Origin of the sequence: Pseudomonas sp. USHLN015 (assembly GCF_037153275.1) — a bacterium.
GTDB classification, from domain to species: Bacteria; Pseudomonadota; Gammaproteobacteria; order Pseudomonadales; family Pseudomonadaceae; genus Metapseudomonas; species Metapseudomonas tohonis.
On record NZ_JBBCKP010000018.1, the window covers coordinates 67,169 to 81,259 of the forward strand.

The 14,091-nt window shown below is 63.0% G+C and carries 13 protein-coding genes and 2 tRNA genes; 14 read left to right on the forward strand and 1 reads right to left on the reverse strand.

The genetic code is table 11. The annotated features are described in order from the left end of the window. The first annotated feature begins 64 nt into the window (after window positions 1-64). From tpiA to WFQ67_RS28840, 14 genes are all read left to right on the forward strand, one after another. Window positions 65-820 carry a triose-phosphate isomerase gene (gene tpiA / locus WFQ67_RS28775; RefSeq protein WP_213626340.1) on the forward strand — a complete coding sequence of 252 codons (756 nt, stop codon included), beginning with the start codon at window positions 65-67 and terminating at the stop codon, window positions 818-820. Window positions 821-824: 4 nt separating this feature from the next. Then, window positions 825-1,208, forward strand: coding sequence for a preprotein translocase subunit SecG (gene secG, locus WFQ67_RS28780; protein WP_111260166.1), 384 nt, complete (start codon window positions 825-827; stop codon window positions 1,206-1,208). A 10-nt stretch (window positions 1,209-1,218) separates the two neighbouring features. Continuing rightward, a tRNA-Leu gene (locus tag WFQ67_RS28785) sits at window positions 1,219-1,304 on the forward strand. Window positions 1,305-1,404: 100 nt separating this feature from the next. After that, a tRNA-Met gene (locus WFQ67_RS28790) sits at window positions 1,405-1,481 on the forward strand. Between the two features lie 130 nt (window positions 1,482-1,611). Further along, window positions 1,612-2,070: a ribosome maturation factor RimP gene (rimP, locus tag WFQ67_RS28795; protein ID WP_111260165.1), complete on the forward strand. Its 459-nt coding sequence runs from the start codon at window positions 1,612-1,614 to the stop codon at window positions 2,068-2,070. A 47-nt stretch (window positions 2,071-2,117) separates the two neighbouring features. Beyond that, on the forward strand, window positions 2,118-3,599 hold the full coding sequence (gene nusA / locus WFQ67_RS28800) for a transcription termination factor NusA (protein ID WP_111260164.1): 1,482 nt from the start codon (window positions 2,118-2,120) through the stop codon (window positions 3,597-3,599). A 27-nt stretch (window positions 3,600-3,626) separates the two neighbouring features. Further along, window positions 3,627-6,149, forward strand: a complete 2,523-nt coding sequence (gene infB / locus WFQ67_RS28805) for a translation initiation factor IF-2 (RefSeq protein WP_111260163.1) — start codon at window positions 3,627-3,629, stop codon at window positions 6,147-6,149. 108 nt (window positions 6,150-6,257) lie between these two features. Beyond that, window positions 6,258-6,647 carry a 30S ribosome-binding factor RbfA gene (rbfA, locus tag WFQ67_RS28810; RefSeq protein ID WP_173178968.1) on the forward strand — a complete coding sequence of 130 codons (390 nt, stop codon included), beginning with the start codon at window positions 6,258-6,260 and terminating at the stop codon, window positions 6,645-6,647. A gap of 2 nt (window positions 6,648-6,649) precedes the next feature. Beyond that, on the forward strand, window positions 6,650-7,567 hold the full coding sequence (truB, locus tag WFQ67_RS28815; protein WP_337058880.1) for a tRNA pseudouridine(55) synthase TruB: 918 nt from the start codon (window positions 6,650-6,652) through the stop codon (window positions 7,565-7,567). A gap of 92 nt (window positions 7,568-7,659) precedes the next feature. Further along, complete coding sequence (rpsO, locus tag WFQ67_RS28820; RefSeq protein WP_111260160.1) at window positions 7,660-7,929, forward strand: 30S ribosomal protein S15; 270 nt, start codon at window positions 7,660-7,662, stop codon at window positions 7,927-7,929. A gap of 167 nt (window positions 7,930-8,096) precedes the next feature. Further along, the gene (gene pnp / locus WFQ67_RS28825; protein ID WP_337058881.1) at window positions 8,097-10,205 is read left to right on the forward strand and encodes a polyribonucleotide nucleotidyltransferase; all 2,109 of its coding nucleotides are present in this window, start codon (window positions 8,097-8,099) and stop codon (window positions 10,203-10,205) included. Window positions 10,206-10,303: 98 nt separating this feature from the next. After that, window positions 10,304-11,716, forward strand: coding sequence for a hypothetical protein (locus WFQ67_RS28830; protein WP_337058882.1), 1,413 nt, complete (start codon window positions 10,304-10,306; stop codon window positions 11,714-11,716). Between the two features lie 200 nt (window positions 11,717-11,916). Then, a complete protein-coding gene (locus tag WFQ67_RS28835; RefSeq protein ID WP_173178960.1) occupies window positions 11,917-12,270 on the forward strand; it encodes a BON domain-containing protein in 354 nt (117 codons plus the stop codon). A 57-nt stretch (window positions 12,271-12,327) separates the two neighbouring features. Further along, complete coding sequence (locus WFQ67_RS28840; protein ID WP_021217892.1) at window positions 12,328-12,525, forward strand: CsbD family protein; 198 nt, start codon at window positions 12,328-12,330, stop codon at window positions 12,523-12,525. Between the two features lie 85 nt (window positions 12,526-12,610). On the opposite strand, the gene WFQ67_RS28845 is transcribed toward WFQ67_RS28840, so the two are convergent. After that, window positions 12,611-14,065, reverse strand: coding sequence for a rhomboid family intramembrane serine protease (locus WFQ67_RS28845; RefSeq protein WP_337058884.1), 1,455 nt, complete (start codon window positions 14,063-14,065; stop codon window positions 12,611-12,613). Window positions 14,066-14,091: the final 26 nt, after the last annotated feature.

Sequence of the window (14,091 nt, forward strand, 5' to 3'; positions counted from 1 at the left end):
TTCTCTTGCTACTTCAAAAAACCTTGGGTAACATCTGCGCCCACTTTGATCGACGAGGTAAAGCATGCGTCGCCCCCTGGTAGCTGGTAACTGGAAAATGCACGGTACCCGCGCCAGCGTCGCAGAGCTGATCAAAGGGCTTCGCCAGTTGGCCTTGCCGGCTGGTATTGAGGTCGCGGTATTCCCGCCTTGTCTGTACATCAATCAGGTCGCTCAAGGCCTGGATGGCAAGTCGATTGCCATCGGTGCGCAGAATTGTGCAGTAGAGCCCATGCAGGGCGCGCTGACGGGTGAGGTTGCTGCGAGTCAGTTGGCTGATGCCGGTTGCACGTTGGTTCTCGTCGGTCACTCTGAGCGCCGCCTGATTCTCGGTGAGCGCGACGAAGTGGTGAGTCGCAAGTTCGCTGCGGCTCAATCCTGTGGTCTGGTTCCGGTGCTTTGCGTCGGTGAGACGCAGGAGCAGCGTGAGGCGGGCAGGACTCTAGAGGTTGTCGGGCGTCAGCTCGGTAGCGTGATCGAAGAGCTCGGTGTGGGGGCATTCGCGAAAGCGGTGGTCGCATACGAGCCGGTCTGGGCTATCGGTACAGGGCTCACGGCGACCCCGCAGCAGGCACAAGAGGTGCACGCTGCAATACGTGGTCAGCTTGCAGCGGAAAATGCCGAAGTGGCGCGTGGTGTGAGGATTCTCTACGGCGGCAGTGTCAAGGCGGCCAGTGCGGCCGAATTGTTCGGCATGCCGGATATCGACGGGGGGCTGGTTGGTGGAGCCTCCCTGAATGCTGATGAATTCGGCGCGATCTGTCGTGCCGCAGGAAGCTGACGAGATGCTGGAAACTGTCGTTATCGTGGTTCACCTGCTCGGCGCGCTCGGCGTCGTCGCGTTGGTGTTGCTGCAGCAGGGTAAGGGTGCGGATGCTGGCGCCTCGTTTGGTGCGGGAGCTTCGGGTACCGTTTTCGGTAGTCAAGGTTCTGCTACCTTTCTGAGTCGAGTTACTGGTATACTCGCCGCGGTTTTTTTCATTACCAGCCTGGGCTTAGCGTTCTTCGCTAAAGAAAAGGCTGAAGCTCTGAGTCACGTTGGTCTGCCGGATCCGGCAGCTGTCGAGGTTCAGCAGCAAAAGCCGGCAGCTGATGATGTGCCGGTGCTCGAAGAGCAGAAGCCTGCAGAAAGTGCAGGTGATGTACCTCAGGCTCCAGAGCAGAAGTAAGGCAAGTTTTGCCGAGGTGGTGGAATTGGTAGACACGCTACCTTGAGGTGGTAGTGGCCATAGGCTGTAGGGGTTCGAGTCCCCTCCTCGGTACCATACAAAACAAGAAAGCCCGCTGTATGCGGGCTTTCTTGTTGGTGAGGTGTTCGGTTGACCGTGTATGCACGTAGGCCGTATACTCTCGCCCCAGCTTTGACGCGGGGTGGAGCAGTCTGGTAGCTCGTCGGGCTCATAACCCGAAGGTCGTTGGTTCAAATCCAGCCCCCGCAACCAGTAGTAGCGGAGCCCCTTTTTAGGGGCTTTTTGCTAGCTGGGACAGTTAGCCATCGGTCGTTTGCCGATTGGTTCGAATGGATGGGCGTTTCGCCCATTTTTTATTTGCACAGCATGCGAGGGCAATCAGGTGTCGAGCAAGCTAGAACAGTTGCAGGCCTTGCTGGCCCCGGTAGTCGAAGCGCTTGGCTACCAATGCTGGGGCGTCGAGTTCCTGTCCCAGGGGCGGCATTCGCTGCTGCGGGTTTATATCGATCATGAGAACGGCATCCAGGTCGACGACTGTGAAAAAGTCAGTCGCCAGGTCAGTGGTGTTCTCGACGTGGAAGATCCCATCCCCAGCGAATACACCCTCGAGGTGTCCTCGCCTGGCATGGATCGACCGCTGTTCAGTCTTGAGCAGTTCGCGGCACACGCCGGTGAGCTGGTGAAGATCAAGTTGCGCTCGCCCTACGATGGGCGACGTAATTTCCAGGGGCTCCTCCGCGGGGTGGAGGAACAGGATGTGGTGGTTCTTGTTGAGGATCACGAGTACCTGCTGCCGATCGATCTGATCGACAAGGCCAACATCATTCCCCGTTTTGACTGAGACGCGGATCCCGCGGATCCAATGGATTGCGAAAGGCGAGGCGTACGATGAGCAAAGAAGTACTGCTGGTTGTAGAGTCGGTATCCAACGAGAAAGGCGTACCGGCTGGCGTGATATTCGAGGCGCTGGAGCTGGCTCTGGCCACTGCTACCAAGAAGCGCTTCGAAGATGAAGTGGAGCTGCGTGTGGAGATCAATCGCCATACTGGCAGCTATGACACCTACCGCCGCTGGGCGGTCGTCGAAGAAGACGACCAGGAAAACCCCGCGGCCGAACTGACCGTCGAAGAGGCCCAGGAGAAGCAACCTGGTGCCAAGGTCGGTGATTTCGTAGAAGAAAAAATCGAGTCCATCGAGTTCGGCCGCATCGCTGCGCAGACCGCCAAGCAGGTGATCGTCCAGAAGGTTCGCGAAGCCGAGCGTGCACAGGTCGTCGAGGCCTATCGCGAGAAGCTGGGTGACATCATCTCCGGCACCGTGAAGAAGGTCACCCGTGACAACGTGATCGTCGACCTGGGCAACAACGCAGAGGCGCTGCTGGCCCGAGAGGACATCATCGCCCGCGAGACCTTCCGTGTCGGCGCCCGCGTTCGCGCGCTGCTGAAAGAGATCCGCACCGAGAACCGCGGTCCGCAGCTGATCCTGTCGCGCACCGCGCCGCAGATGCTGATCGAGCTGTTCCGCATCGAAGTGCCGGAGATCGCCGAAGAGCTGATCGAAGTGATGGCCGCCTCCCGTGACCCGGGCTCCCGCGCCAAGATCGCCGTTCGCTCCAAGGACAAGCGCATCGACCCGCAAGGCGCCTGCATCGGCATGCGTGGTTCGCGCGTCCAGGCCGTTTCCGGCGAGCTGGGCGGTGAGCGTGTCGACATCGTGCTGTGGGACGACAACCCCGCGCAGTTCGTGATCAACGCCATGGCTCCGGCCGAAGTGGCAGCGATCATCGTCGACGAAGATGCCCATGCCATGGACATCGCCGTGGGCGAGGACAACCTGGCCCAGGCCATCGGTCGTGGCGGCCAGAACGTTCGCCTGGCGAGCCAACTGACCGGCTGGACGCTGAACGTGATGACCGAGGCCGACATCCAGGCCAAGCAGCAGGCCGAGACCGGCGACATCATGCAGGCCTTCGTCGACGAGCTGGAAGTCGACGAGGAACTGGCCCAGGTACTGGTCGAAGAAGGCTTCACCAGCCTGGAAGAAATCGCCTACGTACCGATGGAAGAGATGCTGAGCATCGACGGCTTCGACGAAGACATCGTCAACGAGCTGCGTGCCCGCGCCAAGGATCGCCTGCTGACCAAGGCTATCGCCACTGAAGAAAAACTGGCTGACGCTCAGCCGGCGGACGACCTGCTTGCTCTCGAAGGCATGGACAAAGAGCTGGCTGTTGAGCTGGCAGTACGTGGCGTAGTCAACCGCGAAGACCTGGCCGAGCAGTCTATCGACGACCTGCTCGACATCGACGGCATGGACGAAGAGCGTGCCGGCAAGCTGATCATGGCCGCCCGAGCCCATTGGTTCGAGTAAGCAGTCGCGGCCTGAGGAGAGAAGTGCATGACGCAAGTCACGGTGAAAGAACTGGCCCAAGTGGTCGACACACCGGTGGAGCGCCTGCTGTTGCAGATGCGTGAGGCAGGGTTGCCGCACACCAGCGCCGAGCAAGTTGTGACTGACAATGAGAAACAGGCGCTGCTGGCGCATCTCAAGGGCAGTCACGGCGAACGGCTGGAAGAGCCCCGCAAGATCACCTTGCAGCGCAAGACCACCACTACGCTGAGAGTGGCCGGTAGCAAGACCATCAGCGTCGAAGTACGTAAGAAGAAGACGTACGTGAAACGCAGCCCCGACGAGATCGAGGCCGAGAAGCAGCGCGAGCTCGAAGAGCAGCGTGCCGTTGAAGAAGCCGCGCGCCTGAAGGCCGAGGAAGAAGCCAAGCGCCGGGCCGAAGAAGACGCCCGTCGCCAGGCCGATGCCCGTGCCCTGGAAGCCGCTCGCGGCGGCGATGCAGCACCTGCTGCCGCCGTGGCTGCCGAAGCGACCGCTCCTGCGGCTGCTCCGGCTCCTGCCGCTGCCGCAGGCGCCGACGATCGCAAGAAGGAAGAGCCGCGCCGTCCCGAGAAGGCTCGTGACGAAGACGAGCGCCGTGATCGCAAGCACACGCAGCACCGCCCCTCCGTCAAGGAGAAGGAAAAGGTTCCGGCACCGCGTGTCGCCCCGCGCAGCACCGAAGAGGAAAGCGACGGCTACCGTCGTGGCGGTCGTGGTGGCAAGTCCAAGCTCAAGAAGCGCAACCAGCACGGGTTCCAGAGCCCGACAGGACCGATTGTGCGTGATGTGAATATCGGCGAGACCATCACCGTGGCCGAACTGGCTGCGCAGATGACCGTCAAGGGCGCGGAAGTCGTCAAGTTCATGTTCAAGATGGGCACCCCGGTGACCATCAACCAGGTGCTGGACCAGGAAACTGCCCAGCTGATCGCAGAAGAGTTCGGCCACAAGGTCAAGCTGGTCAGCGAGAACGCACTGGAAGAGCAACTGGCCGAATCCCTGAAGTTCGAAGGTGAAGCCATCCACCGCGCGCCGGTCGTGACCGTCATGGGCCACGTCGACCACGGCAAGACCTCGCTGCTCGACTACATCCGTCGTGCCAAGGTCGCCGCGGGCGAAGCCGGTGGCATCACCCAGCACATCGGTGCCTACCACGTCGAAACCGACCGTGGCATGGTCACCTTCCTCGACACCCCTGGCCACGCCGCGTTCACCGCGATGCGTGCCCGTGGTGCCAAGGCGACCGACATCGTCATCCTCGTAGTGGCGGCGGACGACGGCGTGATGCCGCAGACCGAAGAAGCCGTTCAGCACGCGAAAGCAGCTGGCGTGCCGATCGTGGTCGCGGTGAACAAGATCGACAAGCCCGAAGCTGACCTCGACCGCATCAAGAACGACCTCGCCGGTCGTGACGTGATCCCGGAGGAGTGGGGCGGCGACACCCAGTTCGTACCCGTCTCGGCGAAAGTCGGTACCGGTGTCGACGAGCTGCTGGAAGCCGTGCTGCTGCAGGCCGAAGTCCTGGAACTCAAAGCCACCCCGTCGGCCCCCGGCCGTGGTGTCGTGGTCGAGTCCCGCCTGGACAAGGGCCGTGGCCCGGTGGCCACCGTACTGGTTCAGGACGGTACCCTGCGCCAGGGCGACATGGTCCTCTGCGGCGTCAACTTCGGTCGCGTCCGTGCCATGCTCGACGAGAACGGCAAGCCCATCAAGGAAGCCGGTCCCTCCATCCCGGTCGAGATCCTCGGCCTGGACGGCACCCCGGATGCGGGTGACGAGCTGACCGTGATCAGCGACGAGAAGAAGGCCCGTGAAGTGGCCCTGTTCCGTCAAGGCAAGTTCCGCGAGGTCAAGCTGGCCCGCGCGCATGCCGGCAAGCTGGAAAACATCTTCGAGAACATGGGCCAGGACGAGAAGAAGACGCTCAACATCGTCCTCAAGTCCGATGTCCGTGGTTCCCTGGAAGCCCTGCAGGGCGCGCTGTCGGATCTCGGCAACGACGAAGTGCAGGTGCGTGTCGTCGGTGGCGGCGTCGGTGGCATCACCGAGAGCGACGCCAACCTGGCGCTGGCCTCCAACGCCGTACTGTTCGGCTTCAACGTGCGTGCCGATGCGGGCGCCCGGAAGATCGTCGAGCAGGAAGGCCTGGACCTGCGCTACTACAACATCATCTACGACATCATCGAAGACGTTAAGAAAGCACTGTCCGGCATGCTCGGCAGCGACGTCCGGGAGAACATCCTGGGTATCGCCGAGGTGCGCGACGTGTTCCGCTCGCCGAAGTTCGGCGCGATCGCGGGCTGCATGGTTGTCGAGGGCATGGTCCACCGCAACCGTCCGATCCGCGTACTGCGCGACGACGTGGTGATCTTCGAAGGCGAACTGGAATCCCTGCGCCGCTTCAAGGACGACGTGTCCGAGGTGCGTGCCGGCATGGAGTGCGGTATCGGCGTGAAGAGCTACAACGACGTCAAGGTCGGCGACAAGATCGAAGTGTTCGAGAAGGTCCAAGTGGCTCGCAGCCTCTAAGCGCGAGCTGCAATACGCAACGCCCGGTCCAGCTTCCGCTCGGCCGGGCGTTTGCCGCTTTTGAACCCCCTGGTTTCTAGGCCCGGGGGAGAGTGCAGGTAGCAGGAAATGGCAAAAGAATACAGCCGTACCCAACGTATCGGCGATCAGATGCAGCGCGAGCTGGCACTGCTGATCCAACGTGAAATCAAGGACCCGCGCCTGGGCCTGGTGACCATCACCGGTTGCGACGTGGCCCGTGACCTGTCCCACGCCAAGGTGTTCATCACCGTGATGGGCCAGGACGACAACGCCGAAGTCATCAAGCAGAACACCGACATCCTCAACGATGCCGCCGGGTTCCTGCGCATGCAGCTGGGCCGTGCGATGAAGCTGCGCACCGTGCCGCAGCTGCACTTCAACTACGACGCCAGCATCCGTCGCGGCGTCGAGCTGTCGGCGCTCATCGAGCGCGCCGTGGCCGAGGATCGCAAGCACCAGGGCGACAGCGAGGAATAACCGTGGCCCAGGTGAAGCGCATCCGCCGCAACATCAGCGGCATCCTGATTCTCGACAAGCCCCGTGGCATGAGTTCCAACCAGGCCCTGCAGAAGGTGCGCTGGCTGCTCAATGCCGAGAAGGCCGGCCACACCGGTAGCCTCGATCCCCTGGCCACCGGCGTGCTGCCGCTGTGCTTCGGCGAGGCGACCAAGTTCTCCCAGTATCTGCTGGACGCCGACAAGGGCTACGAGACCCTGGCCCAGCTCGGCGTCACCACCACCACCGGGGATGCGGAAGGCGAAGTCCTCGAGCGTCGCGAGGTGACCGTCGGTCGTGCCGATATCGAGGCCCGTCTCGCTGATTTCCGTGGCGAAATCAAGCAGATACCCCCGATGTACTCGGCGCTGAAGAAAGACGGCCAGCCGCTGTACAAGCTGGCACGCGCGGGTGAGGTAGTGGAGCGCGAAGCGCGTTCTGTTACTATTGCGCGCCTGGAATTGCTGGCCTTCGAGTCCGCCCAGGCGAGACTCGCCGTGGCCTGCAGCAAAGGCACCTACATCCGTACCCTGGTCGAAGACCTCGGCCAGGTGCTTGGATGCGGGGCGCATGTAGCGGAACTGCGTCGTACCCAGGCAGGCCCCTTCTCGCTGGCCCAGGCCATCACCCTGGATGAGCTGGAGAAAGCCCACGCCGAAGGCGGCAACGAGGCACTGGACCGGTTCCTCCTGCCCGAGGACAGCGGCCTGGAACACTGGCCCCTGGTCCAGTTGAGCGAACACAGTGCCTATTACTGGCTGCATGGCCAGCCGGTAAGGGCTCCCGAGGCGCCGAAGTTCGGCATGCTGCGGGTGCAGGATCACAACGGTCGCTTCATCGGCATCGGTGAAGTGAGCGATGACGGGCGTGTAGCGCCGCGTCGACTGATTCGGTCGGAATGACCGATTCGAGGGTGGCTGTTAATAGGCACGGTCACTCCTCCCTTTAAAACACGGGATTCGTTCCCGGCCTATTACCTCAGAGGAAGCCCATCATGGCACTGAGCGTTACTGAGAAAGCCCAGATCGTTAACGAGTACAAGCAAGCTGAAGGCGACACCGGTTCTCCGGAAGTGCAAGTTGCACTGCTGACCGCCAACATCAACAAGCTGCAGGATCACTTCAAGGCCAACGGCAAAGACCACCACTCCCGTCGTGGTCTGATCCGCATGGTCAACCAGCGCCGCAAGCTGCTGGACTACCTGAAGGGTAAGGACACCACTCGTTACAGCGCCCTGATCGGTCGTCTGGGTCTGCGTCGCTAAGACGCACTCGAGCTGGAAGCTGGAAGTCGGAAGCTGGAAGTGGGGCCTTGGCCCTGCCTCCAGCTTCTGGCTTCCAGCTTCAGGCTTTTTTCGAGGAGGACGACGGGCCGATTCCCGTGCCTTCCGCAGATTTCCCCCAAAGGCAACAAAGAGAAGGTAAAGACACCGTGAACCCGGTAATCAAGAAATTCCAGTTCGGTCAATCGACCGTAACCCTCGAGACTGGCCGCATCGCCCGTCAAGCTTCCGGTGCCGTTCTGGTCACCATGGACGAAGACGTCACCGTGCTGGTGACCGTGGTCGGCGCCAAGCAGGCTGATCCGGGCAAGGGCTTCTTCCCGCTGTCCGTCCACTACCAGGAAAAAACCTACGCAGCCGGCCGCATCCCCGGTGGTTTCTTCAAGCGTGAAGGCCGTCCTTCCGAGAAGGAAACCCTGACCTCGCGCCTGATCGACCGTCCGATCCGCCCGCTGTTCCCGGAAGGTTTCCTCAACGAAGTGCAGGTCATCTGCACCGTCGTCTCCACCAACAAGAAGACTGATCCGGACATCGCTGCGATGATCGGTACTTCCGCTGCCCTGGCCATCTCCGGCATTCCCTTCGCCGGCCCCATCGGTGCCGCCCGCGTGGCCTTCCACGAGAGCACCGGCTACCTGCTGAACCCCAACTACGAGCAGCTCAAGGCCTCCAGCCTGGACATGGTCGTCGCCGGTACCCAGGACGCCGTGCTGATGGTCGAGTCCGAAGCCCAGGAACTGACCGAAGACCAGATGCTCGGTGGCGTGCTGTTCGCCCACCAGGAATTCCAGGCCGTGATCAACGCCGTCAAGGAATTCGCAGCCGAAGCCGGCAAGCCGGCCTGGAACTGGACCGCCCCGGTCGAGAACACCGCCCTGCTCAGTGCCATCAAGGCCGAGTTCGGCGAAGCCATCTCCCAGGCCTACACCATCACCATCAAGCAGGACCGCTACAACCGCCTCGGCGAGCTGCGCGACCAGGTCGTCGCCCGCTTCGCTGGCGAAGAAGCCGGTCAGTTCCCCGCCGGTGAAGTGAAGGACGCCTTCGGCCTCCTGGAATACCGCACCGTCCGCGAGAACATCGTCAACGGCAAGCCGCGCATCGACGGTCGCGACACCCGCACCGTACGTCCGCTGAAGATCGAAGTCGGCGTCCTCGACAAGACCCACGGTTCCGCCCTGTTCACCCGTGGCGAAACCCAGGCCCTGGTCGTTGCCACCCTCGGCACCGCCCGCGATGCCCAGCTGCTGGACACCCTGGAAGGCGAGCGCAAAGACGGCTTCATGCTGCACTACAACTTCCCGCCCTTCTCCGTGGGCGAGTGCGGCCGCATGGGCAGCGCCGGCCGTCGCGAGATCGGTCACGGCCGCCTGGCCCGTCGTGGTGTCGCAGCCATGCTGCCGAAGAGCGACGAGTTCCCCTACACCATCCGCGTCGTATCGGAAATCACCGAATCCAACGGCTCCAGCTCCATGGCTTCCGTCTGCGGCGCCTCCCTGGCCCTGATGGACGCCGGTGTACCGATGAAGGCACCGGTAGCCGGTATCGCCATGGGCCTGGTGAAGGAAGGTGACAAGTTCGCCGTCCTGACCGACATCCTGGGTGACGAAGACCACCTGGGCGACATGGACTTCAAGGTAGCCGGTACCGCCAAGGGCGTGACCGCGCTGCAGATGGACATCAAGATCAACGGCATCACCGAAGAGATCATGGAGATCGCCCTGGAGCAGGCTCTGGAAGCGCGCCTGAACATCCTCGGCCAGATGAACCAGGTCATCGGCCAGTCTCGTACCGAGCTGTCGGCCAACGCCCCGACCATGATCGCGATGAAGATCGACACCGACAAGATCCGTGACGTCATCGGCAAGGGTGGCGCCACCATCCGCTCCATCTGCGAAGAGACCAAGGCCTCCATCGACATCGAAGACGATGGCAGCGTGAAGATCTTCGGCGAAACCAAGGAAGCTGCCGAGGCCGCGCGCCAGCGCGTACTGGGCATCACCGCGGAAGCCGAGATCGGCAAGGTCTACGTCGGCAAGGTCGAGCGCATCGTCGACTTCGGCGCCTTCGTCAACATCCTCCCGGGCAAAGATGGCCTGGTGCACATTTCGCAGATCAGCGACAAGCGCATCGACAAGGTCACCGACGTCCTGCAGGAAGGCCAGGAAGTGAAGGTACTGGTGCTGGACGTGGACAACCGCGGCCGCATCAAGCTCTCCATGAAAGACGTGGAAGCGGCTGAAGCTTCGGGCGTCTAAGCCCCGGCGACGGTAAATGAGAGAGGGCCCCTTGCGGGCCCTCTTTTTTTTCCCGGAAAATGGCGCGCCGCCAGTATCCGACCCAAGGAAGCCAGGTCATGGACAAGACCTACTGCAAGTACCACCAGGCCCAGCCTGCCACCTGGCACTGCCCGCCCTGCGAGCGCCACTTCGGCGATTGCTGCATTCCACTCAATGCCGACGAGCCCAATGAGTCACCGACCTGCCCGCTGTGCCGGGCGCCGCTGCATTTCCTCGGCGCAGCCAATACCGCCCAGCCCTTCTGGGAGCGCATTCCCCAGTTCTTCCTCTACGGCCTGCAGACCGGCCCCCTGGCCTTCGCCGGGCTTCTGGCCCTGGCCAGCCTGTTCATGCCGCGTTCGATCATTCTCTGGATCGCACTGTTCAGCATCGCCACCAAGTACTTCCACAGCGTCATCGAGGCTGCCAGCGAAGGCGGGCGAGAGGCCCCCGGCCTGGCCACTGCCTTCGTCGGCGAGGGGTTCTCGCTGTTCATCAAGCAACTGGTGGTTTTCCTCGTCGCCTTCGGCGTGCTCTGGCTCGCCGCCGACTTCCAGAGCGAAGCCCTGTTCTGGGCTGTGAATATCGGCCTGATGCTGCTGATGCCCGCCAGCATCATCCGCTTGGCGCTGAACAAGGAGCTGGGTGCGGCGCTGAGTCCCGAACAACTGGGCGAGGTGATCAAGGCCATGGGCTGGCGCTACCTCATCCTCTGCATCTTCCTCTTCGCCCTCTGGCAGTCGCCGGACTACGTCACCTACCTGCTTTCCCACGGGCTGCCCCGTGTGGTGCTGTTGCCCATCGCCGCCTTCCTGTTCGGTTATTTCGGCGTGGTGATGTGCAGCATGATGGGCTATGCGGTCTTCCAGTATCAGGGTGCCCTGGGCTTCGCCATCGCCGAGGAGGGCGCCCAGGAAGGCTTCCCTGCCGCAGAGTGGCGACGCCGCCGCGCCCTGGCCGAGGCCGAGGTGCGCATCAAGGAGGGCCAGAGCGGCACCGCGCTGGAAACCCTGACCCAGGCGCTGCAGCGCGATCCCGACGACCTCAAGCTCAACGAGCGCTTCCACCAGCTGCTGTTCGGCCTCAACGACCGCTCGCGCTGCCTGCGGCACCTCGAGCACTACCTGCCCCTGGCGGCGCGGCTGAACGCTCCCCTCGGCGCCACTGCCCTGCTCAATGCCCGCCAGCTGCAGGCCGACTACATGCCGGCGGATGCCCAGGTCTGCGAGCGTATCGCCGGCGCGCTGATCGATCGCCACAAGGTGCGCGAGGGGCTCAGCCTGCTGCGCAATCTGCACCAGCGCTTCCCCGACTACCCCTTCATTCCTCGAGCCTACCTCATGGCCGCGCGCGGCTTCGCCGAGGGCCTGGGACAGGTGGAACCGGCGCGCAAGCTGCTGGGCTATATCCGGGCGCGCTACCCCGGTTCTCCGCTTCTGGAGGAGGTGGGGGCGCTGGAGTCGACGCTCGATCGGCTCGCGTCCCACTGAATGGATCGATCGTGCAAAGTGCACGTGCCGCTTGGCTGAAAATTGCAATCTGCAAGTAGGTCGCGCTTGGCTTGTTTTTCTAAATTATTGATAAATAAGGTTTAATTTTTGTTCTCCGGCTTGGCACAGGCCTTGCGATATCTACAGTGACTGCAGACAGGACAACGCTGCAGAGACCTGTAGAACATAGGAGAACAACCATGAAACAGTCTTTCAACAAGTGGACCCTCGCTGCCGTAGCCGCTACCGCCCTGAGCCTGCCGCTGGCCGGCACCGCCTTCGCTGCACAGCCCACCATGCTGGCTGCCAGCGAAACCGTGAACAAGGCTGAAGAGGCCGTTTCCGATACCTGGATCACCAGCAAAGTGAAATCCAGCTTCCTGGCCGACAAGAATCTCAGCGCCCTGGACATCAAGGTCGAAACCAACAAGGGCGTCGTTTCGCTCTCCGGTGTGGTCGCCAGTGACGCCGAGCGCGACCTGGCGATCAGCACCGCCAAGACCATCAAGGGTGTGACCGCGGTATCGGCCGACGGCCTGAAGTCCGCTGAATAAACCCTGTGGCCGGTCGCCCATGATCGGGCGGCCGGCACGCAACCGAAGGAGAGCGCCATGAATTCCGACATCATCAAAGGCAAGTGGAAGCAGCTCAGCGGCCGTCTCAAGGAGCGCTGGGGCAACCTCACCGACGACGACATCGACGTGGCCGAAGGCCACAGCGAATACCTGGTCGGCAAGCTGCAGGAACGCTATGGCTGGACCAAGGAAAAGGCCCAGGACGAGCTGCGCGACTTCAGCAGCAAGCTCTGACCCATAGTTTCGACGAAAAGCCCCGGGCCGCCACCCGGGGCTTTTCGTTGGGCGATGCGGTGGCGGTCGGGTAGGGCGTAGAGGTTCAGCGCGCCAGGTGTTGCTGGTACAGGCCCAACTGGTGCGTCTGCTCGGCTTCGGGAAAGGCCTTGCGCATGAAGCTGGCCAGCTCGGCGACGCCGCGCAGGTCCCGGCGTTGGCCGAGTTGCTTGGCCAGCATCAGGGTGAGGCCGGGAAGCTGGGCCGGCGGCGTGGCAGCCCGGCCGAGGGCACGCCACGGGGCCAATGCCCGCGGCCCTTCGCCAACCTTCAGCAAGCCCTGTAGCAGGTGCAACTGGATGGCCGGGTGCTGCAGCAGGCGGTTCTGCGCATTGCTGGAATCATCGGCCAGGCGGCACAGCAGCGAGTGGGCGAGGTTCGGGTTGGGCAGGGCGAAGAGCTGCTTGAGCACGGCGCTCATCAACGGCGCATCGTTGCGGGTCCTGGCCACCGGGTAGAGGCGTTCGAGCAGTTCGAGGCGGCCGGGGTAGCGGCTCAGCAGGTCCAGGCCACGGGCCGGCACCTGGTCCAGGGCGAAGCGGCCGATCAACTGGTCGAGTGCCGCCAGCTCGCGCTTGAAGGGCGCGTCCGGGTCTTCCTTGGCCAGGTACTGCTCGTCCACCTTGAGCCCGCCCAGGCGGCGGGGCAGCCAGGTGCCGAGGAAGCCGAAACCGAGCCCGCCCAGGTGCGCGTAGTAGTTGACGTGGTCGTTGGCCAGCAACAGGCCATAGAGCTCCTTGCCCATCCAGATTGGCAGGATCCACAGCGCGGGAGCCTTGAAGTACCCGATCAGCGGGCCCAGCCAGTAGAAGAAGTTGATCTTCCTCAGCCCGTACACGCCGATGTACATGCCCATCAGGCCGGCGACCGCGCCGGATGCGCCGATGCCGGGCACCCAGCCCGGGTCCAGGGCCCACCAGAGCAGATGCGAGGCCAGGCCGCTGGTGATGTAGAGCGCCAGGTAGGCGGTGCGGCCCAGGGCCCGCTCCAGGGCGAAGCCGCAGATGAACAGGAAAATCATGTTGCCCAGCAGGTGATCGAAGCTGCCGTGCAGGAACATCGCACCGAACAGGCCTTCGACGGTGAAGCGCTTGGGCACGAAGCCGAAGCGGTAGCTGCTGATGCGGTCGCGGGCCGCCTCGGCGCTCGCGCGTGCCTTCTGCCAGGCGGGGTCGGCCTGATAGGCGGCGGAGCGGTGCAGCTGGTCCTCGAACTCCAGGTCGCGCAGCACGTAGCCGGCCAGGTCCTGGCGGCGCGCGGCGTCGATCCCGTGGCGTTCGTCGGCGTCCAGCTCATGGCGTTGCGCCAGGCTCTCGATGAACAGTGTGCGTTCGCGGTTGAGCAGGCCCCCGTCGAGATAGAGCCGCGTGGCGACCTCGGTGCGTTCGCTGTCACCGCCCTGGTAGGCGAGGTAGATCAGCGTATTGAGGATGACCAGCAGCAGGGTGATGACGGGCGGACGTTTCCAGTCCAGCGGGTGTTCGGCGGGGAGAATGACCAAGCGGGACGTCCTTGTCGCGGATCGGA